Origin of the sequence: Maribacter taeanensis, from assembly GCF_047345145.1 — a bacterium.
Classification (GTDB): domain Bacteria; phylum Bacteroidota; class Bacteroidia; order Flavobacteriales; family Flavobacteriaceae; genus Maribacter_C.
Window position 1 is genome coordinate 31,747 of sequence record NZ_JBLFER010000006.1, and the last position, 22,208, is coordinate 53,954.

A 22,208-nucleotide genomic window follows, 5' to 3' on the forward strand; every position below is an offset into this window, starting at 1 on the left:
GGCCGCTTTAAATTGTAGTGTGAGTTCGAATTAAATATCGTCGAAATCTATATCAGTAAAACTCTCTGTAGAGGCAGCTTCAGTGCTTTCCTCAACAGGAGCTGCATTTTCAGGAGCTGTATCTTCTTCTTTCTTGAAATCTCTTTGGTGTCTTTCAGAAATGACTTCTGTACCTTTTTCATTGATAATGAAGTCCATCATTTCGATGACATTTTCTTTGAAGGCATCAAAGTCTTCTTTGTACAAATAAATTTTGTGCTTCTTGTAATGGAATGATCCATCATCGTGGGTAAACTTTTTGCTTTCTGTGATAGTAAGGTAGTAGTCGCCTGCTTTCGTGCTTCTTACATCAAAAAAATAAGTTCTTCTTCCAGCCCTTAGAACTTTGGAGTGTATCTCCTCTTGTTCCATTGAATCTCTTTCGCTCATCTTATGTAGTGTCTAGTTAGTGCTCAATTAATATTCTACCAAAAATGGAAAAAAAAAGCGTATCGAGCAACAATTTGTCAGTTTTCTTTCTCAGACAACTGGTTCTTGTAAAGCTCCTTATAATAGCCATCAACGGCATTTAATTCATCATGGCTGCCCTCTTGAAGTAATTTACCATCTTCTAAAACTAGGATTTTATCTGCGTTTTTTGCAGAAGAGACTCTATGACTAACTATTAAGGTGGTTTTGTGCTGGGATGCTTTTTTGAGGTTATTTAAAATTTCTTCCTCAGTTTCAGTATCTACAGCGGAAAGGCAATCATCAAATGCATAAATTTCAGGGTCTTTTAACAAGGCTCTGGCAATTGAGACGCGTTGTTTTTGACCTCCACTAAGGGTGATACCTCTTTCTCCTAAAACTGTATCATATTGATTTGTAAAACCCATGATATTTTCATGAACAACAGCATTTTTCGCAACTTGAATGACTTCATCTTTACTGGCGTCATGCTTTCCGAATTTGATGTTATTTTCGATTGAGTCAGAAAAGAGAAATGCGTCTTGCGGAACCGCTCCTATAGATTTTCGTAAACTGGTAAGGTTCAATTTTTTTACCGGAGTATTATCAATTAAAATTTCCCCAGAACTAACATCATACAAACGCGCTACCAAATCTAAGATGGTAGATTTTCCAGAGCCAGTTTTACCAAGAATGGCGACTGTTTCCCCTTCGTTTATTACAAATGAAATGTTATTTAAGGCTGTAATTTCAGTATCCTCATAGGTAAAGGTGACATCTTTGAATTCAATTTTACCTTGAATCGGTGTTTCGTGTTCCACTTCATTGCGCATCTCCGGCTCTTGCTTAAGAAACTCATTAATACGCTTTTGTGATGCTTCGGCACGTTGCACAATAGTCGTCAACCAACCTACAATAGCCACAGGCCAAGTAAGCATATTTACATAAAGAATGAACTCAGCAATAACCCCAACGGATTCTATTTCACCATCGAAATATTGTTTCCCTCCAATATAGATGACAAGAATATTACTCATACCAATCAGCAATACCATTAGAGGAAAGAACCATGCATTTACTCTTGCAAGATTCATACTCTTATCTTTTCCGTCTATAGCGAGAGTTTGTAATTCTGTATTAATCTTGGGCTCTAGGGCATACGCTTTGATTACCGAAACTCCAGAGAAGACTTCTTGCGTAAAGGTGGATAAGTCAGATAGGTATTCTTGAACCACGGTACTTCGTTTATGAATGATCTTACTAATCTGATAGATCAAAATAGAAAGAATAGGTAGTGGCAATAAAGTATAAGCTGCTAAAGTGGGAGCTTTTATGAACATTAGGGGAATCAAACACGCAAAGAGTGTTAATGCGTTTATGCCGTACATTATGGCAGGCCCTGCGTACATTCTAACTTGATTGATGTCTTCACTAATGCGATTCATCAAATCACCTGTTCTATTTTTCTTATAAAAATTTAAAGTCAAAAATTGATAGTGGTCAAAGACTTCATTCTTTAAGTCGTATTCAATATAGCGCGAAACATTGATAATAGTTTGTCGCATTAAAAAAGTGAAGAGCCCTGAAAGTAAGGCAGCACCCACTATAATTAGAATGTATTCTAAAAGAAGATCTTGGGCTTCGCTCTTGTCGATTTCTTTGGTGACATAGTTCTCGACCACTTCAATAGAGTTCTTCACATAAGACGGCATAACCAGTGAAAAAACACGCGCAATAATGGTAATTAGCATCCCTGTAAGAAGCTTAAACCAATATTTTCTAAAGTATTTGTTGAGGTGTTTGAGTTCCTTCATGCAGTTGGAATGCTATTTGGAATATTTTCAGTTTGAATTCGTCAAAGATAGGGGTTTAGGGTAAAACCTAATGTTATAAAATTTATAAGATAATAACCATTTTATAACCTTGCGATTCAAAATAGATGCCTATTTTTGCCCAGTGAAAAACAACCCAATTCTATTTAAAGTTCTTTAACATGTTAACAAGAAGGCATATCAGGGTAAAAGTAATGCAATGCATTTATGCGCTGATTCAATCGAAAGATGATTCCCTAGAAAAGCAGGATAAATTTCTCAAAGATAGTATTGAGAATATGTATACGCTATACTTGTTGATGTTAAGTCTTCTCAAAGAAATTCACACTTTTGCTGCAAGTCAGGTGGCCTTATCTTCAAAAAAATATATTGAAAATGCCTCTGATGATTTTCCGAATAAAGAGAAGTTTTTAACGAACAAAGTTTTAGTTCAAATAGCGAATAACCCTCTTTTAAAAGATGAGCTTGAACAGCGAAAGTTAAATAACTGGTATCTTAATGAGGAATATGTAAAGTTAATTTACAAAGCGATTTTAGAAAGTGAGCGCTATAGATCTTATATGCAAACGCCAACAAGTACCTATGAAGAAGACAAACAACTTATTCAAGCTTTGTTTGAGCAGGTAATTGCACCTAACGAAAAGATTTATGATTATTTCGAAGATGATAAACTCACTTGGGTTGATGATATTCCGATAGTGAATACTTTTATTCTAAAGCAACTAAAAAAAGTAAGAGAAGACGAACAAGCTCAGTTCTTTTTGCCAGACTTGCTTAAAGATTCAGAAGATTTGAAATATGCGCAGCAGTTATTGAGTAAAACGCTATTGAATAATGCTGAATGGGAAAAAGAAATTGAAGGCAAAACTCCGAATTGGGATAAAGATCGAATTGCAGATATTGATTCCATTCTTTTAAAGATGGCAATTTGTGAGTTATTGAATTTTTCGTCTATTCCTGAAAAGGTAACCATTAACGAGTTTTTAGAGATTGCAAAGGAATATTCTACTCCGAAAAGTAGCATATTCATCAATGGAATTTTAGATAAATTGGTGAAAGAATACAAGTCAGAAGGAAGATTGCAAAAAATGGGAAGAGGACTTTTATAATGGTTTGCATGCCCTCGGTTGTAATGTATTTTCAGTAGTTGATCGATGAATGACAATTGTTAAAAAATGGACTCAAGTAGACTAGAGTATCAATTTTTTCGTTAGAATATAATTAATTATCTAATTTTGTAACTAAATAAAAATTATTAAGATGAAAAGAGTTATTTTATTTGTAGGGGCATTATCCCTTTTCGCTTTTGTTTCCTGTAAGGAAAATGCATCAAGTAAAATCGATAGTGCAAACGTAGCCGTTGCTGCAGAAAGAGATGAAGCTGCCAAGCTCGTTCCAATTATGACCTTTGAAAAGGCTGAACATGATTTTGGTACTATCGAACAAGGAACACCGCAAGAAACGGTATTCAAATTTACCAATACAGGTAATGGTCCTTTGTTAATTACAAGTGCTACAAGTAGCTGTGGTTGTACAGTACCAAATCCTCCTAGAAAACCAATTGCACCAGGAGAGACAAGTGAAATGGTTGTTAAGTTCAACGGATCTGGTCAAAATCAAGTAACAAAAACAATCACTGTAAAAGCAAATACCGCTAAAGGTTCTGAAACTTTAAGAATCAAAGCATTTGTTAATCCTAAAGGAGCGGCTCCATTAGGGCCAACCAAGTAATTCTAAAATTCTAAACTAATATAATGGGTGATATTCAGCAGTTTCTGCCAATGCTATTAATTTTTGTGGTAGCGTATTTTTTTATGATACGACCACAAATGAAGCGCGCAAAAGATGAAAAAAAGTTTGCGGCAGAGCTAAAAAGAGGGGATCGCATTATAACCAAGAGTGGGCTTCACGGTAAAGTCATGGACCTTAATGATAAAGACAATTCTTGTGTCATTGAAACTATGGCCGGTAAGTTGAAGTTTGACCGTTCAGCAATTTCGTTAGAGATGAGTAGAAAATTGAATGCTTCTGTCGAAAAGAAATAGAATTTCTTGTAATTCATATAAAAAAGCTCCGAATGAAAGTTCGGAGCTTTTTTATTTCAATTAATTGTATCTTCTTACCTATTTCTAAATCAAAGATTTATGTATCACAATAGAAGAAGTTTTTTGAAGAAAAGCTCTTTGTTTGCGGCTAGTTCTGGTGCGGCATTTTTATTTCCCATGGAATTGTTGTCAATGATTCGAAAGCCAGTTGGTGCAAACGACCGGATTAACGTCGGCCTAATTGGCTGCAAAGGCATGGGGTTTAGTGATTTGAGTTCCATGCTAAAAAATAGCGAGGTTACCGTAGTCGCTTTGTGCGATGTTGATGAACGTGTTTTGAAAGCAAGAACAGCCGATTTAGAAAAAGCAGGAATTAAAAAACCAAAATGGTATACAGATTATCGAAAGCTTTTAGAGCATAAAGATATTGATGTAGTGATTATTGGCACACCTGATCATTGGCATTGTTTACAACTTACTGATGCTTTACAATCGGGTAAAGACGTGTACTGTGAAAAACCCATAGCGAATTCTGTTCAGGAGGCTGATATCATGCTGAACTATGTGGGTGCAAGTGATAGAATGGTACAGATTGGTCAATGGCAACGTAGTCAACCTCATTTTGTCGATGCCATTAAATATGTTCATTCTGGCAAATTAGGTAATATTCGTTTAGCAAAAGCCTGGGCGTATCAAGGTTGGATGAAGCCTGTTCCTATTCTTCCCGATACTGCGGTGCCAGAAGGCGTAGATTACAACATGTGGCTTGGCCCTGCTCTTCAAAGGCCATTTAATGCAAATCGATTTCATTTTAATTTCAGATGGTTTTGGGATTATGCTGGTGGATTAATGACAGATTGGGGCGTACATTTAATTGATTATGCCCTTTACGGGATGAAAGCTGGAACACCAAAATCGGTGATGGCCTTAGGTGGGAAATTCGCTTACCCAGAGGATGCCTCAGAAACTCCCGATAGTCTACAGACTGTTTTTGAATATGATGGTTTCTCCATACTTTGGGAACATGCCACCGGCATAGATGGTGGAAATTACGGTCGCAACCATGGTATTGCTTTTATTGGGAATAATGGTACTTTGGTTTTAGATAGAAGTGGATGGGAAGTGATTCCTGAAAAAGAATTTCAAGGTTGGGATAAAGAGGGAATTCCGAAAATGGAAGCTTCATCTTTTGATAGAGGCAATGCAAGCGGATTAGATTTACATACAGTCAATTTTATTGAAGCGGTAAAAAGTAGAGACGCCTCGATATTAAACGCTCCGATAAAAGTAGGTTATGATGCCGCATTGGTTTCCCATATGGGTAATGTGGCTTTTAAAACAGGAAATAGAATCTATTGGGATGAAACGAAAAATGAATTCAAAGAGAAAGCTGCAAATGAATTTTTGAAAGCTAATTACAGTAATGGTTGGAAGTTACCTACGCTATAAATTACCTATACTTATCATTCAAACCTTTAACTTCAATAATCATTGGAAGAATTTTTTCAAGTCGTGATAGTTTTGTTTTTTCTTGTTTGGCTTTTTCGATATACTCTGAATATTCATTTTGATTGTAGAGAGATAATTTTTTAAAAGCTTCAGCTGCATTTGCATTTTTGGCTAAAGCATCCTTTAAAAGCTTTGGAACGGGCCGCTTCTCAATTTTCTTTTTAATTGGAACAAAAATTCTTCCATTTTTTTGATTTTCGATGGCTTCCTGCATGTAACCCAATACCGCTGTTTTGTCAATATCTTCTATGGTATAGAACTTCCAATGCCGCATAGCTTGTGTTTTTCCCTCTTGCGCGTTTTCTAAAACTTGTTTTGTATCCTTCAGGAAAACTCCATTAAAAAACCAGATGCCGAAATGTTTTTTGAATTTACAAATAGATATGACGTTTTTACCCTCTAGCGTATATGTGGGAAACATCCATTTATAGGTTTCTTCGAGTCCGGTTTTTAGAACTAGTGCTCTGAGTTTTGCAATGCCCTCACTGAAATGATGTTCCTCGGAATAGTAACGTTCTACTTTTTCTGCTTTTTCCATTTAGAGGTGTTTTTGTATTGGGGACCTAATTATGATTCACATATGTTTATCCAACAATCCAACAATCTAGTAATCCTTCTCACCAACAAGTTCGCAAATTTTTACGATAACTTCAACAGCTTTCTGCATACTTTCCACAGGAACATATTCAAATTTACCATGAAAATTATGTCCGCCTGCAAAAATGTTAGGGCAGGGGAGTCCCATAAAGCTTAGCTGTGAGCCGTCCGTTCCCCCGCGAATAGGTTTTATGATTGGTTTGATTCCAACCTTCTCCATAGCTTCTTTAGCAACTTCGACGATATGAAAAACAGGTTCTACCTTTTCTCGCATATTGAAGTATTGATCCTTTAAATCCATGGTAATACAATCTCCATGATCCTTGTTCAACTTTTCTGCAATATCTCTCAATAGCTGCTTTCGCTTTTCAAATTGGGCTGCATCGTGATCGCGAATGATCAATTCGAATTCTGCATGTTCAATTTCTCCCTTTATACTGTGAATGTGAAAAAAGCCTTCTCTACCCGAAGTATTTTGAGGGGTTTCTTCCGGCGGAAGAATTGACATAAACTCAGTAGCAATGCTAACCGCGTTAACCATTTTTCCTTTGGCATAACCAGGGTGAACACTTCTACCAGAAATCGTGACCTTAGCACCAGCAGCATTAAAATTTTCATATTCCAGTTCGCCTATTTGGCTTCCATCCATAGTATAAGCCCATTCTGCACCGAACTTTTCTACATCAAATTTATGAGCTCCACGCCCTATTTCTTCATCGGGAGTGAAGCCAATACGTATATCTCCATGCTTAATTTCAGGATGTTTGATAAGGTACTCCATTGCAGTAATGATTTCCGTAATTCCCGCTTTGTCATCAGCGCCTAAAAGTGTTGTTCCGTCAGTAGTAATCAAGGTTTGACCTTTGTATTGCAGTAAATCTTCAAAATAGAAGGGAGATAAAACAATCTTTTGTTCCACATTCAAGACGATATCACCCCCATCATAATCTTTAATGATTTGGGGATTCACATCCGTTCCAGAAAAATCTGGTGTAGTATCAAAATGTGAAATAAAACCTATTGTAGGCACTTTTTTGTCTAAATTGCTCGGTAAAGTTGCCATGATATACGCATTGTTATCAATGCTAACATCTTGCATACCAATCTGATTGAGCTCGTACACCAACTCATTGGCCAGATGCCATTGTTTTTCTGTGCTAGGTGTAGTTTTAGAATTCGGATCGCTTTGTGTATCAATTTGTACATATCTCAAAAAGCGGTCTATAATATCTTGCATTCGTATAATTTTTGACTAAAAATACTGTTTATACAGTAACAATTCTAACAATTGAATCTAGAAACCAAAATCATGTATTTCAAAGTAATTGTTCCTTTTATTGCTTTAGTATTGTTTTCCATTTCTGGGAATGCCCAAGATTGCACTTTAGATGTAGGTGGCAAGAATACTGATATCCTCGTCAAAGTTTTTCAAATGAATGCTGAGCAAATTAGTAAGATGGAAGCTTTACGAGCAGAGCTACAGATTGAAACGAAAGTAATTGAAGATGAAATACAAAAGCTTTTTAACGAACATCCGCAGAGCACACCAGAAGAGTTAACGGTACTTTCGGAAAAGTATAAGGTATTTCAACAAAAGATAGTAATGGCTTCTAAGGCTGCGGACAAAACATTACTATCAAGCTTTAATGAAAAGCAGTACGATCGTTATTTAGAGCTTTGTTATGAGGCTGTTCGTAAGCCTATTAAAGTGCAACCCTTAGTGGTAAAGGATACGATTGTCGATCCTGAATAATTGTCAACCACAATCTGTTGATAAAAAGCACATAATCCACAAGTCTTTAGGTATTACACTTTGTACATTTGACAAAATTGTCTTCGTAGTTTATGTACAAGTTCCTCATTCGACCATTTCTTTTTCTGATGAATGCAGAAAGGGCTCATTATTTCACGTTTTCTTTAGTTAATTTTCTCTCTAAAATTGGCTTTTCAGGACTTTTTAGAATGCTTTACCTTGTTGAAGATAAGCGATTGGAACGTGAGGTTTTCGGACTCAAATTTAAAAACCCAGTAGGCCTTGCTGCAGGATTTGATAAGGATGCAAAACTCTTCAATGAATTCTCAAACTTCGGATTCGGATTCGTAGAAATTGGCACACTAACACCAAAACCACAAATAGGAAACCCAAAACCAAGACTATTTCGTCTAAAACCAGATCAGGCTATTATTAATAGAATGGGTTTTAATAATAAGGGTGTTTTTGATGCTGTAGAACGACTAAAAAAGGAACACAAAGTACTTATTGGTGGTAATATCGGAAAGAACAAGGTAACTCCTAACGATGAAGCCATCAAGGACTATTTAATTTGTTTTGATGCACTTTTTCCGCATGTAGATTATTTTGCGATCAATGTGAGTTCGCCAAATACGCCGGGTCTCAGGGAGCTACAAGATAAAGAGCCTTTAAAGGCTTTATTGAAAGAACTTAAAAAGGAAAATATAAAATGCCCTGAATCAAGAGGAAAGGGCAAACCTATTCTTCTAAAAATTGCCCCTGATTTGACCGACGACCAATTAGTTGATATCATAGAAATTGTTGAAGAAACAGAGATTGATGGTGTTATCGCCACCAACACTACAATTTCCAGAGAGAATTTAAAATCAGATTTGGTTTCAACTGAAGAGAAAGGTGGTTTAAGCGGAAAGCCCTTAACCAATAGAAGTACTGAAGTTATTCGGTTCTTAGCGGAAAAAAGTGGAAAGGCGTTTCCAATTATTGGTGTGGGAGGAATTCATTCAGCAGAAGATGCCTTGGAAAAATTAGAGGCTGGTGCAGACCTTGTTCAATTGTATACGGGCTTTATCTATGAAGGTCCGTCTTTAGTAAAACGTATCAATAAGGAGCTTCTTAAAAGAGTCGACTAGTTCTTCGTCCAATAATCAATTACCAAAACATCATCCAAGTATGGTCCGAGTACATCGCCGAAAGCCTTGTGGTCAGGATGTGGTAAATAGATAGCACGGTCTTCTTCGTTTTTAAAACTCAAAAAGAAGCAATGGGTAAAGCCTTTTTCTAAACCTTCAGGGCTATTATTTAATCCCCACTCATATCCTTTGATTTGCTCAATTTTAGAAGGGAGTGCACTAAAAGCAGCCTCAACTTTTTTGATGTCTTCAGAAGAAGTACCCTCCTTAAATTTAAAGAGCACTACATGGCGAAGCAAACTGTCTTGATTCATATCATTTTGAATTAACGAATCTTTTTCATCATATTTCCAAGTAGATGAAATAAGTACCATAGAACAAAGCGCTAAGAAAAGAACAACAGAGAAGTTTTTGGTTTTCATCGGTTTTGATTTTTTGTAAGGTATGAAAAATGAATAATACTTCTAGGGATTTCGTATTTTTCTCGTTTCAACACTTTTCTATTTTGAATTACGAAATTCTTATTGCTTTTATAGGAGCAACTGCAGCCCTTGCAATTTCACCTGGCCCTGACAATATTTATGTATTGATGCAGAGTATTACCAATGGGAAAAAGTACGGTATGGCGACCGTTGCTGGACTCATGGCGGGTTGTTTGGTACATGCAACTTTATTAGCTTTTGGGGTGTCGGCAATTATCAAGCAAAGTGACCAGCTCTTTTTTATCATAAAACTTTTTGGCGCTGTGTATCTTCTGTATTTAGCAATTCAAGTATATCAAAGCGATGCTGAGATTAGTCTGTCGAATGATGCTACACCAAAAAAAAGTCTAATGGGGCTTTTTCGGCAAGGATTCATTATGAATGTATTGAACCCTAAGGTGACGATATTCTTTTTGGCATTTTTTCCAGGATTTTTATTTAGCGAATCGATGAGTACGGTGGTTCAGTTTTATGTATTGGGATTCCTTTTTATCGCTGTATCAGGTATTATATTTGGTGCGGTAGCTTTTCTTTCAGGACTGATTTCCGAACTGATTCTCAAGAATTCGAAGGTAGGGATCACTTTAAAATGGCTACAAATTATTGTTTTTGTGGGCATTGCTATTTACCTCTTACTATCGGATAAATAATAGTAATTTTACAGTATCAATTCGCTGCTTAAATGTCAGAAAAAGTCAAAGTCATTGAATGTCCACGTGATGCTATGCAAGGCATTAAAACCTTTATTCCTACCGAGGATAAGGTGCGTTATATTCAGTCCCTTTTAGGATGTGGCTTTGATACCATTGACTTTGGCAGTTTTGTTTCGCCCAAAGCCATTCCGCAAATGGTGGATACAGCGGAAGTACTCGCGCAATTGGATTTATCTGATACAGTTAGTAAGTTGTTAGCGATCGTTGCCAATGTTAGAGGTGCGAAAAACGCCTCCGAACATAAAGAGATTCAATATTTAGGATATCCCTTTTCCATTTCCGAGAATTTTCAAATGCGGAACACGCATAAGACTATTGAACAATCCGTAGAAACACTTCAAGAAATTTTGAACATTGCCGATGCTTCAGGAAAAGAAGTTGTCACCTATATCTCAATGGGGTTTGGAAATCCATACGGAGACCCTTGGAATGTGGAAATAGTGGGGGAGTGGACCGAAAAATTAGCCGCGATGGGCGCACGAATTTTATCGTTGTCTGATACTGTGGGAACTTCTACTCCAGAGGTAATAGATTATCTGTTTTCAAATTTGATTCCCAAATATCCAGAAATTGAATTTGGCGCACATTTACATACTACGCCAACAAAATGGCATGAAAAGGTAGATGCAGCCTATAAAGCTGGTTGTCGAAGATTCGACGGAGCAGTTCAAGGTTTTGGCGGTTGCCCCATGGCAAAAGACGAATTGACGGGAAATATGCCCACAGAAAAAATGCTTTCCTATTTCAATACTGCAAAAGTGGATTCTGGAGTAAATTGGTTGGTATTTGAAGCAGCTTACAACAAAGCTTCTGAATTATTTGCGGAGTATCACTAATCACTTTTACAGATTCCTCCTAAATAGTTGTCCAAATTCATTTGAAAGAGGGTGCCTTCCACCAAATCTTGTATTCCATTCAATTCTTTTACATTCACGGCAAAGGTGATTTGTGGTGCTGGCGAATCAATTAAAAGTGCTTTACAAGATTCGTTTTGAGCACAATCATTGCAAAGCGAGCTGTTATCCTTCGTATACTTTATGTTTTTTGAAAACTGGGTCAATTCTTCTTTAGATAATAGTAATCCAGTGTCTCTAAATACGATTTGCACTTTCATGATGTCTTTGACCTTGTTTCTTTTCCATTGAAAAGCGACGCCGAAGTTATTGTGGTAAATGGGGTGTATGTCTTGCATGTGATTTATTTAATTACTTCGTTTTCCTTTAAAATTTGAATGCCCTTTAGAACGTCTCCAACGGCTTTTGTCATGCTTGTAGCGGAAATAGTAGCACCTGAAATGGCATCAATATCTTGTCCATAAATAGGATTATCCCCAGAGGATAATCCTATAAACTGTTTTAACCATCTTTGACTGCCGATTTGTTTCCCATGTTCTTCGCGATAAATCAAGACTTTCGATTTCTTAATGGTAAAATCGGTATTGAATAGTACGATATAATCGAACTTTTTTTTCATACTTGGGGCCACGCCCAAGTACAAATAGCCCAAAAGGGTTGAATCATTATATATTTCAAAAAGACTATTCTCTGTAAAGTCAGCAGCCGTTTTGGTATTCAAATCCGCGGGAATGGCTATGTTTTTCAAAACACCAGTCTCTACCTCATAGGTGGAAAGAATGGCAGCATCTATTTTCTTTTGCAACCTTGGACTTATATCTCCTTCAGAAAAGGAAAATAGGATTCCCGCAAATAATGATACGGCCGCTACTAGCAAGATTCTATTTGCCTTCAACATCGGAAACAGATTTATCGGTAATGAATTTTTTAAGTAAGCTGCTTATATCTCGTCGCTTTGCATTTTCTTTTTCCAATTCATAAAAGTGCATGAATAAGGGTTGTTCGTCAACAGATTTCAAGAGGGTTAACTCACCCGTGCGATTGTACACGTCATCCCATGAATTTCGGACTTTGCTCCAGAATTTCATATTGTTGGCCCACCAGTCTTTTGCCGGTTTACATTTTTCATCGGCTACTTTAGTATACACATTATAGCCCTTTTCTTGCGCCAACAGAATATCTTCTTGTCCGTTTTCTCGAATCACTTTGTCATTATCCTGTTCGTGTAACCATCCTGATTCAGTGATTTCATGACGGTTTCCCCGAAGCATGACATTGTAGTCTTTTCGTTTGGTGTACTCGCGTCTGGGTAGGGGAGAATCGGTTTTGTTTTCCCAATAATGTTTGCCGTCGGCATGTATCCATGTAGCGGAGCCGGAATATCTGGGACTGTCATCTACCTGAAAAACCTTCTGTGTCCACTGCCCTTTCACACTTTCTTTGGGTAAGGATTTGAATTTCCAAGTGTTGTCTTTGTCATAGTAGAATACATCTTGGTTTTCGTATTCCCAATCTTGTCGCCAGTGTTTTATAACTCTATCGTTATTGACAAGTAATAGATGTTGTATCGATAATTTATTGTCTTCATCTTCGATAAGTTCCGCCCATTCTAGAGCTCCGGAGGTGTAGTCCAAATGCTTTTCATAATCAATTTCAGGTGCAAAGGTTTCGGTATACTTAAAAGTAACTTCATAACAACCGCACATATCTTTTATGGCCTCAATGTCTTGTTGTTTTTTATTTTTTTCTGTTTGACCGAATACCGAAACTAGCATCGATAGCATTCCCAATAAAGTTAATTTTCTCATTGTAAATAGTTTAAATGTTGCTGTAAATATTTCTTTGTCAAAAATAGTATTTTTATTTAGACTGATTAAAAATAAAGCATATATTTGTTGAAAAATTATTAGGAATGAATCTAAATAGTCTTTTAACACTTGTTTTTATAGGGGTTTTGAGAGTCTCCGTTTTTGGGCAAGAAATTCCTGTTCAGAAAGATTCAGTGCTAATTCAAGATTTAGACGAGGTAATTGTGACTGCCACACGTACAGTGAGGCAGCTTTCTTCCGTGCCTTTACCAGTGACTCTGATTTCTAAAAAACAGTTGCAAAAAACCGGAGTAATTCGACTTGATGAAATTCTAAACGAGCAAACTGGTATTATTACTACTGCGGACCAAAGCGGTTTCAATGGAATACAAATTCAAGGTATTTCTTCGGATTATGTGATGATTTTAATTGATGGTGTTCCCTTAGTGGGGCGGTCCGCCGGAAACTTTGATTTAAGCCGATTGGCCGTCGGAAATATTCAGCAAATAGAAATCGTAAAAGGTCCTTCTTCAAGTTTATATGGTTCTGAAGCTTTAGGCGGAGTGATCAATATTATCACGGAAACACCAAAAGAAGCTTCTTTGAATGGAAACGTTTCATATCGTTTTGCTTCGTTCAATACCCAAGATGCAAACCTCAGTATCAAAAAGAAGTTTAAAAAGTTAGGCTATTCGTTTTATGGAAACTCCTTGCGTAGCGACGGCTATGACCTACGCCCGGAAGTTGAAGGGCAAACGGTAAATCCTTTTGAGAATTACACGTTTAGTGGTCAGTTATTCTATGACATTTCTGATGCCCTGAAATTATTCACTTCGGCAAGGTATTATATGGAGAATCAAGATGTGACCCTTTCAGCGAATGACCAGTTGATTGAAGGCTTGAGTGATATCAATGAAGCAAATGCACATATTCGTTTGGATTCTGAAATCAATGTGAAATGGCAATTACAATATGAGTTTTACTATACGAATTATAAGGCTTCCGAAGAATTGCAAAATACGGTTTCCAATACTTTGTTTAGCCAAAATGACTATGACCAAAAACTATTTCGGCCAGAGATAAGAGTTACCTACAAGGTCAAACCAAAAAATGCAATAACTACCGGAGTAGGCTATGGTCATGAAAATTTAGACCGAACATTCTTTGACGAAAAAGTGTCCTTTGATTCCCAATATGCCTATATGCAGTATGATTTTTATCCATGGGAAAAACTAAACCTTATTCTAGGGGCTCGTTTTGATAATCATAGTGAATATCAATCACAATTTAGCCCGAAGGCTTCCCTGAACTTCAAACTGAGTGATGCGATTTCTATAAAAGGGTCAGTTGGCTCCGGATTTAAAGCTCCCGATTTCAGACAACTCTATTTCGATTTTACAAACACTGCAGTAGGTTATACGGTTTTAGGATATAATGTCGCAATTGATAAGGTGGAGGAGTTGGATGCTCAAGGCCAGTTAACAGACCTTCTACTTGACCTCGAGGATTTAGAAACACCATTACAGGCTGAAAGTTCGGTAGGGTACAATATCGGAGCGAGTTATGCACAAGGCAAGGTGAAATTGAATTTGAATCTCTTTCGAAACGACTTTAAGAACCTAATAGATACAAGGGCGATTGCCAGAAGGACAAATGGACAAAATGTATTTAGCTATGCAAATTTTGACCGTATTTATACTACAGGTTTAGAACTGGATGCGAAGTATAAGCTAACTGATAAACTAACACTTTCAGGAGGATATCAGTTGTTATACGCAAAAGATAAAGAAAAAAAGGTGGCTTTGGAACGGGGCGAGATATTTGCGCGTGACCCCAATTCGCTGCAAACGGTTGCTCTAGACAATTCCGATTACTTCGGGCTCGTTAACCGTTCCAGGCACACCGCCAATTTTAAGATATTTTACGAAGTCCCGAAATGGAATTTCAACACCAACCTTCGAATCAACTATAGAAGTAAGTACGGGCTTTTCGATGGTAACGGCAACGGAATCATAGATACGTATGACACCACTTTTGTAAATGGCTATGCCCTAGCCAACCTTACTTTAAACAAAACATTTTCTGATAAATACACCTTGCAATTAGGAGCGAATAATCTCTTTGATTATCAAGATGCCGAAAACATACCCGGTCTCGCCGGAATACAACTATTCACTAAAATCAATTTTCAATTTTAAAATCAAATCTCATGAATTCAACAATCAAATTTTTCACACTACTTTTAATAGCAACAGTTTTCAACTCATGCAATGATGATGACAATGAACCATCATTAGTTGCCGTTGAAAGTAAAACTGCAACCAATATTCCTGCTCCACAAACAGGAGGGCAGGGACAACCAGTAGGCGGACCTTTTACGAAATTTAGTTTTGCTACTGGTGCAGTAACTACAAGTGATACGGATTGGGATATCGCTTTCCGAGGAACAACAATTGCCTTAAATGGCGGAGCCGTTACAGGTACAGATGATGAGCCGACAAGAAATGGCAATGCAGGCGCTTCAATCGCCTCTGGTACTTTTGCAAGTATTTCAGATGCCGCAGGATTAACTTTTGCTCAAGATGCGGATGGGGCTTTTGCTATCCCTACAGGTAGTGATAATGGCTGGTACAACTATAACCCACAAGTAAATCAGATTTCACCCATTCCGGGAAAGGTTTTGGTTATCAGAACACATGACGATAGATATGCGAAGGTTGAGGTTTTAAGTTACTATAAAGATGCGCCGGCCCAGCCTGATGCAACTTCGGAATCGCGTTATTACACTTTTAATTACGTCTACAATCCCAATGAAGGACAGACTTCTTTGGAATAAAAAAGTTTGAGTTGGTTTAGTTTGAAAGGTCCATTTTTCTTGGTTAGTTAATGGGCCTTTTTTATCAATCTTCTAGTCTTTGCCACACAATATTGCCTTATCGTTAAATCTTTAAGTTTATTTAGATTTAATTTAAATAAAGTTTGCGAAAACCAAATTTGATGTTAAATTTGCGCTTCGAAAAATTAACTATCTATAACAAGTCTAAATAAGAATAATGTCAAAACAACTTCTTATATCAATTGCTTTTTTTCTTTTAGCTACCACTTTTGCATTTGCTCAAACACAAACGGACTCCATCACCTTTGTTCCGCAATCACAATTAAATGCTGCTCAGCGATTACTTTCTGGTAATTATGCTTCTGCGGTAACCGTAAGTGCGTATGCAGAGATTCTGTATAACCAACCTGAAGCAGACAATGGAGAACTCGACGTGCAACGAATGGTACTACTTTTCGGATATCGATTTAATGAAAAAACACAATTTATTACTGAAGTTGAACTAGAGCATGTCAATGAAGTCTTCATTGAACAGGCCTTTGTAAATTATGCTGTCGGTAGTAATGTCAGTTTACGTGGTGGACTGATGTTGGTACCTATGGGAATTGTCAATGAATTTCATGAGCCAACAACTTTTAACGGAACCGAAAGACCGGCTATGGATAATGCTATAGTGCCAACTACGTGGAGAGAGATCGGTATTGGTGCTGCAGGTAGATTCAATGATATTTCCTTGGGATATCAGGTTTACGTTTTTAATGGATTCAAATCTACGGAAGCGAATGGTGAAGGTGGCTTATCCGGATTCTTAAAGGGTTCAAATGGACTGAGAGGTGGTCGCCAGAAAGCGATTCAATCTACTGTTGATAGTCCCACATTATCCGCAAAACTGGACTATTATGGTATTCCCGGATTGCGTTTAGGCTTATCTGGATACTTTGGAAAAACACAAGCAACTGACGACATCGAAGAAATAGAAGGTGCAAATATTGGTGTCAGTATGCTCGGCTTAGATGCTCGTTATGCTTATCAGCGTTTTACAGCTAGAGGACAGTTTGTTCATGCTTCGCTATCGGATACCGATTTATATAATACTGCTACGGGAAGAGACTTGGGTAGTGCTTTACAAGGTTTTTATGTGGAAGGAGCTTATAATCTTTTACCTATGACCAAAAAGCAAAAATTATTTGCCTTTGCCCGTTATGAAAAATTCAATACGCATGCAGATACGGCAGGAGATTTAATTGCGAATGACGCTTACGACAGAACGGATGTTACTACAGGACTAACATACCATATCGCTCCAGGAGTAGTTGTGAAAGGAGATTATCAATTCCGTTCTAACGCATCTGATGTTGATACAAAAGACAGATTGAATTTCGGTATCGGAGTTTGGTTCTAAGAAACTGGTTAGTGCTTAATCCCTTCTCCGCTTTGATGAAAATCGAATGAGAAGGGATTAAAATTGTTAACAAAAAATAAGGTTATTTTTATTGAGATTGATTCTAAATTAATACATTTGCCCATGCTTCAGGGAAAACGATTTATTGGTGTAGTATTAGTTAGCGCAGTTTTACTATTTGGTTTTGGACTTCCTAAAAATGTTCAGAAGAAAGTAACCAAAGAAGTTCAGAAAGCCTTTGAGGTTGAAAGCTTTCAGATGGATGCTATTTCTATATCCGAAGAATTGAATCAAAAACTTCCAACAAAACTTACTGCTGATAATTTATATGAACTTTCAAAAGGCGATGAACTTTTAGGCTACGCCTTTATTGACCAAGCTCCAAGTAAGACCGCTAAATTTGATTACCTGGTGGTGTTTGATCCCGATTTAAAAGTGAAACATTCCAAAGTACTTATTTACCGTGAAGAGTATGGCGGCGAAATTGGAAGCAAAAGATGGTTAAAACAATTCCTAGGCAAAACTGGGGGAGACCGTGTTGACCACGAAACTAATATTGATGGTATTGCTGGGGCAACAATTTCGGTTCGTTCTATGACCAATGCGATGGACGACTTATTGCAAACCATAGAGATACTTCAAGCAAATAAAGCCTTGTAATGCAATACAATGGGCTTTTACTTTCTTTCCCAAAGGAAATAAAAATCTTTATCGCAGCTTTCGTTGTTATTCTATCCATTGGCTTTTTTACAGGATTACTTTTTGTATCTCAAACGAGCACAACATCGCCGGATGGAATTGTAGAAAACTACAATGGTAATGAAGAAGATGAAGATGCTGAGGTCATGAAGTTCAAAAAGAGTGAACGTGAAATGTTGACTATCGTCCATACGCATATTCTATCCATGTCTTTTATTTTCTTTTTGTTGGGCGGATTGGTTTGGTTGACGAAGCTTTCTAAAAAATTGAAACTCTTTTTAACCGTTGAGCCTTTTTTATCTGTGGTATTGACTTTCGGAGGCATCTATTTTCTATGGACAGGCCTTCTATGGATGAAATATGTAGTCATTTTCTCTGGATTTTTAATGACCGCAACCTTTACGATTTCAACACTTATAGTGCTCTATCAACTGACTTTGAAACCTGCAGGAGTTAAGTAAAGCAATCCCAATAAAAATCCCTACTTTTGCATGCAATTAATCCTTAATTGCTATGCAAGCTCACCTTGATAAAATTGTTGGAGAAGGTCTTACTTACGATGACGTACTCCTAGTCCCTGCCTTTTCAGAAGTCCTTCCTAGAGAAGTAAATATTCAAGCGAAATTCACGCGTAATATCACCATTAATGTGCCTATTGTTTCCGCAGCGATGGATACCGTAACGGAATCGCGAATGGCTATTGCAATAGCACAAGAAGGGGGTATTGGGGTTTTGCACAAGAACATGACCATTGAGCAACAAGCGATTAAAGTTCGAAAGGTAAAGCGTGCTGAGAGTGGTATGATTTTAGACCCCGTTACGATGCCCCTTGATTCGAAAGTGAGTGATGCCAAGGCCAATATGAAGGAGCATAGTATTGGTGGAATTCCAATAGTTGATAATGCTGGAAAACTGATTGGAATTGTCACGAATCGTGATTTACGTTTTGAAAAAAATAATGAACGACCAATTTCTGAGGTAATGACCTCAGAAAATTTGGTTACGGCTGCGGAAGGAACTTCGCTTTCTGAAGCTGAAGATATATTACAAGAACATAAAATTGAAAAGCTTCCAGTAGTTGATGGCGATAATAAGCTTGTCGGATTAATTACTTTTAGGGATATCACAAAACTTACCCAAAAACCAATTGCTAATAAAGACCAATACGGTAGACTTCGTGTTGCAGCCGCTTTGGGTGTTACTGGTGATGCCGTAGATAGGGCAGAGGCTTTGGTGAATGCAGGAGTAGATGCTGTTGTTATCGATACCGCTCATGGTCATACCAAGGGTGTGGTTGCTGTTTTGAAAGAAGTAAAAAAGAAATTTCCCAAGCTTGAAGTCATTGTAGGTAATATTGCTACAGGTGAAGCCGCCAAATATTTGGTAGATGCAGGAGCAGATGCTGTGAAAGTGGGAATAGGTCCTGGTTCAATTTGTACGACTCGAGTTGTTGCAGGAGTAGGTTTTCCGCAATTCTCAGCTGTACTAGAAGTAGCCGCTGCCATCAAAGGAAGTGGAGTCCCCGTAATTGCTGATGGTGGTATTCGCTATACAGGTGACATTCCCAAAGCAATTGCAGCTGGAGCTGATACGGTAATGTTAGGTTCGCTTTTAGCGGGAACAAAAGAATCTCCTGGAGAAACTATAATTTACGAAGGACGAAAGTTTAAGTCATACCGTGGTATGGGCTCTGTAGAGGCCATGAAACAAGGTTCGAAAGACCGCTATTTTCAAGATGTCGAAGACGATATTAAGAAGTTAGTCCCAGAAGGTATTGTAGGGCGAGTGCCTTATAAAGGAGAATTGTATGAAAGCATTCATCAATTCGTTGGTGGGCTACGAGCAGGAATGGGGTATTGTGGCGCAAAAGACATTGCTACACTTCAAGATACAGGTCGTTTCGTTAAGATAACCGCAAGTGGAATCAATGAGAGCCACCCGCATGATGTGACCATTACCAAGGAGTCACCGAATTATAGTAGATAAATCATATAATGGATTACAACAACAAAGCCAACGACTATTTCAATCATGAACGCCCCGAAATGTTGGCATTTCTTCCTGAAGGTTGTAAAAAAGTACTTGATATCGGTTGCGGCGAAGGAACATTTGTTAAGCAAATCAAAGATAAGACAGGTGCTGAGGCATGGGGAATTGAATTAATGCCTGAACCTGGTAACGAGGCAAAAAAAATACTGGACAAGGTATTTGTTGGTCCCTGCGAGAATTTTGTAGATGACTTACCGGAAAACTATTTCGATGTTATTTATTGCAATGATGTTTTAGAACATCTTGTCGATCCCTATTCTGTGTTAGGCACGCTTAAGGGTAAGTTGTCAGAGAATGGTGTAGTGATTAGTTCTATTCCAAATATTCGCTATCACGATGCTTTTAAAAAAATCATCCTCCAGAAGAAATTCGAATATGAAGGGCACGGAATCTTTGATAAGACTCACATGCGTTTTTTTACAAAGAGCAGTATTGCAAAAATGTATCGAGACCAAGGTTATAAGATTGTTAGTCACAAAGGTATTAACCGTACCCGATCTCTAAAACCATATTTGTATAACATTCCCTTTCTATTTACAGCAATGGATATGTTTTATTTACAGTATGCTACTGTAGCCAAACGATCGAATTAAGTTGATAGTGAATCACTTATAGGAATTTAGTATTAAGTTTGTGTAAACTAAATAACTTAATCCCCCTAAAATGGAAAACGGTAAATCATCAAAAAAAATTACAAAAATTGTTGATGACAATGCATCAGCTCAAACTTCAAATGGTGACGCAACATGGTCACCGACAGCAGAAAGTAAATCAAAAGCAACTACTTTTAGAATAATAGCGGTACTAGGATGGCTCGTTGCCATAGGATGTCAAGTCTTTGCCTATTTTAAACTTCAAGAAGTTCCAGTCAATATGACTTGGATGATTGCCTTGATCGTTGTGGCTTTGATTTTTGCTATAATCGGTAATATTTTATGGAAAAAATCAAATCGCTTAGACCCAGCTTCAGAGAAGAATAAAACGAAATTCTTTATTCAGAATCAATTGGGTTTGATTATTAGCGTATTGGCATTTTTACCAATGGTTATTCTAATTTTTACCAATAAAAACCTTAGTGGAAAACAAAAAGGAATTTTAGGTTCTATTGCGGTTGCTGCCCTTGCTGCTGCTGGTTTAACAGGTACTGAATTCAACCCAGCTTCTGTTGAGCAATATACCGAGCAAACAAAACAAGTCGAATTGCTTAACGATGGTGTCAACAGTGTTTACTGGACCCCTTCTGGAAAGAGCTATCATTTGTATCAAGATTGTTCTTATATTAATGGGAAGCGAACAAACGAAATATTTCAGGGTACCGTTGCCAAGGCACGAGAGCTTAAAAAAATAACCGATTTGTGTGATAGATGCCAAGGTAAAGCCAAAAAGGCAAAAGCACTTGATGTAGGAGCTGAATTACAAAAGACAGGCTCGGACTAACTAAAATTTTGGGTATAGTAGTAAAAGTGTTCCTTCTCTAAATGTTGAAGGGGCACTTTTTTAGTTCTATCCTTTATTTCCCTTTTCCTGAATAGGTCTTCCAGTCTTTTTCTTTGTAGATGTTATCTCCAAAATATCTAGCAATATTTAAGAAAGGCTCCGGTTTTTGATAACCTGGTACGGGAGAGAGCATATCCATATTTTCATCAAGAAAAACAGTAGTTGGGTAACTCATTTTTCCGCCCATTAATGCTGCAGCAAACTCATGATATCCCTTTCTTCCTGAAGGAACAAATTTAAAAACCTTTCCTTTAAATTCGATGTCTTCTTTCCCTTCCCCATCTAATTTCACCATATAGAAATTAGCCTCCATATAGGCCGCTACTTCGGCATTCTGGAAAGTGTCTTTATCCATTTTCTTGCACCATCCACACCAATCTGTGTAAACATCAACAAATATTTTCTTCGGATTTTCTTCGGTTGTAGCTAGTTCTGAAGCTTCACTCCAAGAAAGCCAGGTTACTTCTTGAGCGTTCATAGAAGATCCTACGAAAGCAAGAATTAGAATAATAAAAAAAAGTGTTGATTTCGGGACGAATGTTTTCATCTGATCTA

25 protein-coding genes are annotated in these 22,208 nt (G+C 37.4%); 16 read left to right on the top strand and 9 right to left on the bottom strand.

The annotated features are described in order from the left end of the window. Positions 1 to 30 precede the first annotated feature (30 nt). Both ACKWCD_RS16645 and ACKWCD_RS16650 read right to left on the bottom strand, forming a co-directional pair. The gene (locus ACKWCD_RS16645; protein WP_413985093.1) at positions 31 to 429 is read right to left on the bottom strand and encodes a PUR family DNA/RNA-binding protein; all 399 of its coding nucleotides are present in this window, start codon (positions 427 to 429) and stop codon (positions 31 to 33) included. A gap of 77 nt (positions 430 to 506) precedes the next feature. Continuing rightward, the gene (locus tag ACKWCD_RS16650) at positions 507 to 2,261 is read right to left on the bottom strand and encodes an ABC transporter ATP-binding protein (RefSeq protein WP_413985094.1); all 1,755 of its coding nucleotides are present in this window, start codon (positions 2,259 to 2,261) and stop codon (positions 507 to 509) included. 179 nt (positions 2,262 to 2,440) lie between these two features. Between ACKWCD_RS16650 and nusB the strand changes: the two genes are divergently transcribed. The 4 genes from nusB to ACKWCD_RS16670 all read left to right on the top strand — a co-directional run bounded on the left by nusB (position 2,441) and on the right by ACKWCD_RS16670 (position 5,773). After that, the gene (gene nusB, locus ACKWCD_RS16655) at positions 2,441 to 3,388 is read left to right on the top strand and encodes a transcription antitermination factor NusB (protein WP_413985095.1); all 948 of its coding nucleotides are present in this window, start codon (positions 2,441 to 2,443) and stop codon (positions 3,386 to 3,388) included. Between the two features lie 151 nt (positions 3,389 to 3,539). Further along, the gene (locus ACKWCD_RS16660; protein ID WP_413985096.1) at positions 3,540 to 4,010 is read left to right on the top strand and encodes a DUF1573 domain-containing protein; all 471 of its coding nucleotides are present in this window, start codon (positions 3,540 to 3,542) and stop codon (positions 4,008 to 4,010) included. A gap of 23 nt (positions 4,011 to 4,033) precedes the next feature. After that, positions 4,034 to 4,324 (top strand): preprotein translocase subunit YajC, encoded by a 291-nt coding sequence (gene yajC / locus ACKWCD_RS16665; protein ID WP_413985097.1) that lies wholly within the window; start codon positions 4,034 to 4,036, stop codon positions 4,322 to 4,324. 99 nt (positions 4,325 to 4,423) lie between these two features. After that, positions 4,424 to 5,773, top strand: coding sequence for a Gfo/Idh/MocA family protein (locus ACKWCD_RS16670; RefSeq protein WP_413985098.1), 1,350 nt, complete (start codon positions 4,424 to 4,426; stop codon positions 5,771 to 5,773). Position 5,774: 1 nt separating this feature from the next. On the opposite strand, the gene ACKWCD_RS16675 is transcribed toward ACKWCD_RS16670, so the two are convergent. Both ACKWCD_RS16675 and pepT read right to left on the bottom strand, forming a co-directional pair. Beyond that, positions 5,775 to 6,371 (bottom strand): YdeI/OmpD-associated family protein, encoded by a 597-nt coding sequence (locus ACKWCD_RS16675; protein WP_413985099.1) that lies wholly within the window; start codon positions 6,369 to 6,371, stop codon positions 5,775 to 5,777. A 66-nt stretch (positions 6,372 to 6,437) separates the two neighbouring features. After that, the gene (gene pepT / locus ACKWCD_RS16680; protein WP_413985100.1) at positions 6,438 to 7,667 is read right to left on the bottom strand and encodes a peptidase T; all 1,230 of its coding nucleotides are present in this window, start codon (positions 7,665 to 7,667) and stop codon (positions 6,438 to 6,440) included. A gap of 72 nt (positions 7,668 to 7,739) precedes the next feature. On the opposite strand from pepT, the gene ACKWCD_RS16685 reads away from it, so the two are divergent. Beyond that, positions 7,740 to 8,183 carry a hypothetical protein gene (locus ACKWCD_RS16685; protein WP_413985101.1) on the top strand — a complete coding sequence of 148 codons (444 nt, stop codon included), beginning with the start codon at positions 7,740 to 7,742 and terminating at the stop codon, positions 8,181 to 8,183. A 92-nt stretch (positions 8,184 to 8,275) separates the two neighbouring features. After that, positions 8,276 to 9,313, top strand: coding sequence for a quinone-dependent dihydroorotate dehydrogenase (locus ACKWCD_RS16690; RefSeq protein WP_413985102.1), 1,038 nt, complete (start codon positions 8,276 to 8,278; stop codon positions 9,311 to 9,313). Here the strand turns inward: ACKWCD_RS16690 and ACKWCD_RS16695 are convergent. Next, positions 9,310 to 9,735 (bottom strand): Dabb family protein, encoded by a 426-nt coding sequence (locus tag ACKWCD_RS16695; protein ID WP_413985103.1) that lies wholly within the window; start codon positions 9,733 to 9,735, stop codon positions 9,310 to 9,312. The two genes, ACKWCD_RS16690 and ACKWCD_RS16695, sit on opposite strands and share 4 nt — an antisense overlap. A gap of 83 nt (positions 9,736 to 9,818) precedes the next feature. Here ACKWCD_RS16695 and ACKWCD_RS16700 point away from each other — a divergent pair, with 83 nt between their 5' ends. Further along, positions 9,819 to 10,445: a LysE family translocator gene (locus tag ACKWCD_RS16700; protein WP_413985104.1), complete on the top strand. Its 627-nt coding sequence runs from the start codon at positions 9,819 to 9,821 to the stop codon at positions 10,443 to 10,445. Between the two features lie 32 nt (positions 10,446 to 10,477). Next, complete coding sequence (locus ACKWCD_RS16705) at positions 10,478 to 11,344, top strand: hydroxymethylglutaryl-CoA lyase (RefSeq protein ID WP_413985105.1); 867 nt, start codon at positions 10,478 to 10,480, stop codon at positions 11,342 to 11,344. Here ACKWCD_RS16705 and ACKWCD_RS16710 read toward each other — a convergent pair. The 3 genes from ACKWCD_RS16710 to ACKWCD_RS16720 are packed head-to-tail and all read right to left on the bottom strand — an operon-like array spanning position 11,341 to position 13,170. After that, positions 11,341 to 11,700 carry a hypothetical protein gene (locus ACKWCD_RS16710; RefSeq protein WP_413985106.1) on the bottom strand — a complete coding sequence of 120 codons (360 nt, stop codon included), beginning with the start codon at positions 11,698 to 11,700 and terminating at the stop codon, positions 11,341 to 11,343. The genes ACKWCD_RS16705 and ACKWCD_RS16710 overlap by 4 nt on opposite strands. Positions 11,701 to 11,705: 5 nt before the next feature. Next, complete coding sequence (locus ACKWCD_RS16715) at positions 11,706 to 12,260, bottom strand: FMN-binding protein (RefSeq protein ID WP_413985107.1); 555 nt, start codon at positions 12,258 to 12,260, stop codon at positions 11,706 to 11,708. Then, positions 12,244 to 13,170 carry a DUF6607 family protein gene (locus ACKWCD_RS16720; RefSeq protein WP_413985108.1) on the bottom strand — a complete coding sequence of 309 codons (927 nt, stop codon included), beginning with the start codon at positions 13,168 to 13,170 and terminating at the stop codon, positions 12,244 to 12,246. The genes ACKWCD_RS16715 and ACKWCD_RS16720 overlap by 17 nt, the downstream gene beginning before the upstream one ends. Before the next feature lie 104 nt (positions 13,171 to 13,274). On the opposite strand from ACKWCD_RS16720, the gene ACKWCD_RS16725 reads away from it, so the two are divergent. The 8 genes from ACKWCD_RS16725 (at position 13,275) to ACKWCD_RS16760 (ending at position 21,593) form a co-directional block, all read left to right on the top strand. Continuing rightward, entirely contained in the window at positions 13,275 to 15,368 is a 2,094-nt protein-coding gene (locus tag ACKWCD_RS16725; protein ID WP_413985109.1) for a TonB-dependent receptor plug domain-containing protein, read from the top strand. 11 nt (positions 15,369 to 15,379) lie between these two features. Beyond that, positions 15,380 to 16,006, top strand: coding sequence for an HmuY family protein (locus ACKWCD_RS16730; RefSeq protein WP_413985110.1), 627 nt, complete (start codon positions 15,380 to 15,382; stop codon positions 16,004 to 16,006). Positions 16,007 to 16,223: 217 nt separating this feature from the next. Beyond that, positions 16,224 to 17,408 (top strand): hypothetical protein, encoded by a 1,185-nt coding sequence (locus ACKWCD_RS16735; RefSeq protein WP_413985111.1) that lies wholly within the window; start codon positions 16,224 to 16,226, stop codon positions 17,406 to 17,408. A 123-nt stretch (positions 17,409 to 17,531) separates the two neighbouring features. Continuing rightward, a complete protein-coding gene (locus tag ACKWCD_RS16740) occupies positions 17,532 to 18,068 on the top strand; it encodes an FMN-binding protein (protein ID WP_413985112.1) in 537 nt (178 codons plus the stop codon). After that, the gene (locus tag ACKWCD_RS16745) at positions 18,068 to 18,568 is read left to right on the top strand and encodes a hypothetical protein (protein WP_413985113.1); all 501 of its coding nucleotides are present in this window, start codon (positions 18,068 to 18,070) and stop codon (positions 18,566 to 18,568) included. Before ACKWCD_RS16740 ends, ACKWCD_RS16745 begins: the two co-directional genes overlap by 1 nt. Positions 18,569 to 18,620: 52 nt before the next feature. Beyond that, on the top strand, positions 18,621 to 20,093 hold the full coding sequence (guaB, locus tag ACKWCD_RS16750; protein ID WP_413985114.1) for an IMP dehydrogenase: 1,473 nt from the start codon (positions 18,621 to 18,623) through the stop codon (positions 20,091 to 20,093). A gap of 8 nt (positions 20,094 to 20,101) precedes the next feature. Further along, positions 20,102 to 20,749 carry a class I SAM-dependent methyltransferase gene (locus tag ACKWCD_RS16755; protein ID WP_413985115.1) on the top strand — a complete coding sequence of 216 codons (648 nt, stop codon included), beginning with the start codon at positions 20,102 to 20,104 and terminating at the stop codon, positions 20,747 to 20,749. 70 nt (positions 20,750 to 20,819) lie between these two features. Then, positions 20,820 to 21,593, top strand: a complete 774-nt coding sequence (locus ACKWCD_RS16760; RefSeq protein WP_413985116.1) for a hypothetical protein — start codon at positions 20,820 to 20,822, stop codon at positions 21,591 to 21,593. 73 nt (positions 21,594 to 21,666) lie between these two features. Here the strand turns inward: ACKWCD_RS16760 and ACKWCD_RS16765 are convergent, their stop codons facing one another. Continuing rightward, on the bottom strand, positions 21,667 to 22,200 hold the full coding sequence (locus tag ACKWCD_RS16765; RefSeq protein WP_413985117.1) for a thioredoxin family protein: 534 nt from the start codon (positions 22,198 to 22,200) through the stop codon (positions 21,667 to 21,669). Positions 22,201 to 22,208 lie beyond the last annotated feature (8 nt).

Bases quoted from the DNA above. Each gene is read 5' to 3' on its own strand.
- ACKWCD_RS16645 (WP_413985093.1), bottom strand. From the start codon at position 429: ATGAGCGAAAGAGATTCAATGGAACAAGAGGAGATACACTCCAAAGTT.
- ACKWCD_RS16650 (WP_413985094.1), bottom strand. From the start codon at position 2,261: ATGAAGGAACTCAAACACCTCAACAAATACTTTAGAAAATATTGGTTT.
- nusB (WP_413985095.1), top strand. From the start codon at position 2,441: ATGTTAACAAGAAGGCATATCAGGGTAAAAGTAATGCAATGCATTTAT.
- ACKWCD_RS16660 (WP_413985096.1), top strand. From the start codon at position 3,540: ATGAAAAGAGTTATTTTATTTGTAGGGGCATTATCCCTTTTCGCTTTT.
- yajC (WP_413985097.1), top strand. From the start codon at position 4,034: ATGGGTGATATTCAGCAGTTTCTGCCAATGCTATTAATTTTTGTGGTA.
- ACKWCD_RS16670 (WP_413985098.1), top strand. From the start codon at position 4,424: ATGTATCACAATAGAAGAAGTTTTTTGAAGAAAAGCTCTTTGTTTGCG.
- ACKWCD_RS16675 (WP_413985099.1), bottom strand. From the start codon at position 6,371: ATGGAAAAAGCAGAAAAAGTAGAACGTTACTATTCCGAGGAACATCAT.
- pepT (WP_413985100.1), bottom strand. From the start codon at position 7,667: ATGCAAGATATTATAGACCGCTTTTTGAGATATGTACAAATTGATACA.
- ACKWCD_RS16685 (WP_413985101.1), top strand. From the start codon at position 7,740: ATGTATTTCAAAGTAATTGTTCCTTTTATTGCTTTAGTATTGTTTTCC.
- ACKWCD_RS16690 (WP_413985102.1), top strand. From the start codon at position 8,276: ATGTACAAGTTCCTCATTCGACCATTTCTTTTTCTGATGAATGCAGAA.
- ACKWCD_RS16695 (WP_413985103.1), bottom strand. From the start codon at position 9,735: ATGAAAACCAAAAACTTCTCTGTTGTTCTTTTCTTAGCGCTTTGTTCT.
- ACKWCD_RS16705 (WP_413985105.1), top strand. From the start codon at position 10,478: ATGTCAGAAAAAGTCAAAGTCATTGAATGTCCACGTGATGCTATGCAA.
- ACKWCD_RS16710 (WP_413985106.1), bottom strand. From the start codon at position 11,700: ATGCAAGACATACACCCCATTTACCACAATAACTTCGGCGTCGCTTTT.
- ACKWCD_RS16715 (WP_413985107.1), bottom strand. From the start codon at position 12,260: ATGTTGAAGGCAAATAGAATCTTGCTAGTAGCGGCCGTATCATTATTT.
- ACKWCD_RS16720 (WP_413985108.1), bottom strand. From the start codon at position 13,170: ATGAGAAAATTAACTTTATTGGGAATGCTATCGATGCTAGTTTCGGTA.
- ACKWCD_RS16725 (WP_413985109.1), top strand. From the start codon at position 13,275: ATGAATCTAAATAGTCTTTTAACACTTGTTTTTATAGGGGTTTTGAGA.
- ACKWCD_RS16730 (WP_413985110.1), top strand. From the start codon at position 15,380: ATGAATTCAACAATCAAATTTTTCACACTACTTTTAATAGCAACAGTT.
- ACKWCD_RS16735 (WP_413985111.1), top strand. From the start codon at position 16,224: ATGTCAAAACAACTTCTTATATCAATTGCTTTTTTTCTTTTAGCTACC.
- ACKWCD_RS16740 (WP_413985112.1), top strand. From the start codon at position 17,532: ATGCTTCAGGGAAAACGATTTATTGGTGTAGTATTAGTTAGCGCAGTT.
- ACKWCD_RS16745 (WP_413985113.1), top strand. From the start codon at position 18,068: ATGCAATACAATGGGCTTTTACTTTCTTTCCCAAAGGAAATAAAAATC.
- guaB (WP_413985114.1), top strand. From the start codon at position 18,621: ATGCAAGCTCACCTTGATAAAATTGTTGGAGAAGGTCTTACTTACGAT.
- ACKWCD_RS16755 (WP_413985115.1), top strand. From the start codon at position 20,102: ATGGATTACAACAACAAAGCCAACGACTATTTCAATCATGAACGCCCC.
- ACKWCD_RS16760 (WP_413985116.1), top strand. From the start codon at position 20,820: ATGGAAAACGGTAAATCATCAAAAAAAATTACAAAAATTGTTGATGAC.
- ACKWCD_RS16765 (WP_413985117.1), bottom strand. From the start codon at position 22,200: ATGAAAACATTCGTCCCGAAATCAACACTTTTTTTTATTATTCTAATT.